The 349-nt window shown below is 46.4% G+C and carries 2 pseudogenes; both read right to left on the reverse strand.

Annotated features, from left to right (window positions below):
- Positions 1 to 236: pseudogene (locus CD172_RS12110) on the reverse strand (phosphopentomutase); the annotation flags it as partial.
- A 29-nt stretch (positions 237 to 265) separates the two neighbouring features.
- Positions 266 to 349, reverse strand: a pseudogene (locus CD172_RS12115) (deoxyribose-phosphate aldolase); the annotation flags it as partial.

Consider the following 349-nt stretch of genomic DNA (forward strand, 5'->3'; position numbering starts at 1 on the left):
GACGCTTCGCTTAATTTATGATAGTACGCCATCGGATGGTCTACCCGGTCGATGACCGGTAAGTCATCAATGTTACCTAGACCCAGTTGTTGTAAGTTGGGTAATGTTTGGTCAAAACCTTCTAATGTGTGACGGAGTGTATGAGACCCTTCGTCTCCAAACTTGTGGGCATCTGGCGCTTCACCAATCCCCACTGAGTCCATCACGATTAAATGTACGCGGTTAAATGTTGCCATTGTAACCCCTCCTTTTGTCTGATGCTTGCTTAGTAGTCTGAATCGGATTCTAAACCTTGCATAATTTGAACACCTGCACTCGCACCAATACGTGTCGCACCGGCATCAACCAT

The organism is Staphylococcus agnetis (genome assembly GCF_002901865.1).
Taxonomy (GTDB): Bacteria; Bacillota; Bacilli; order Staphylococcales; family Staphylococcaceae; genus Staphylococcus; species Staphylococcus agnetis.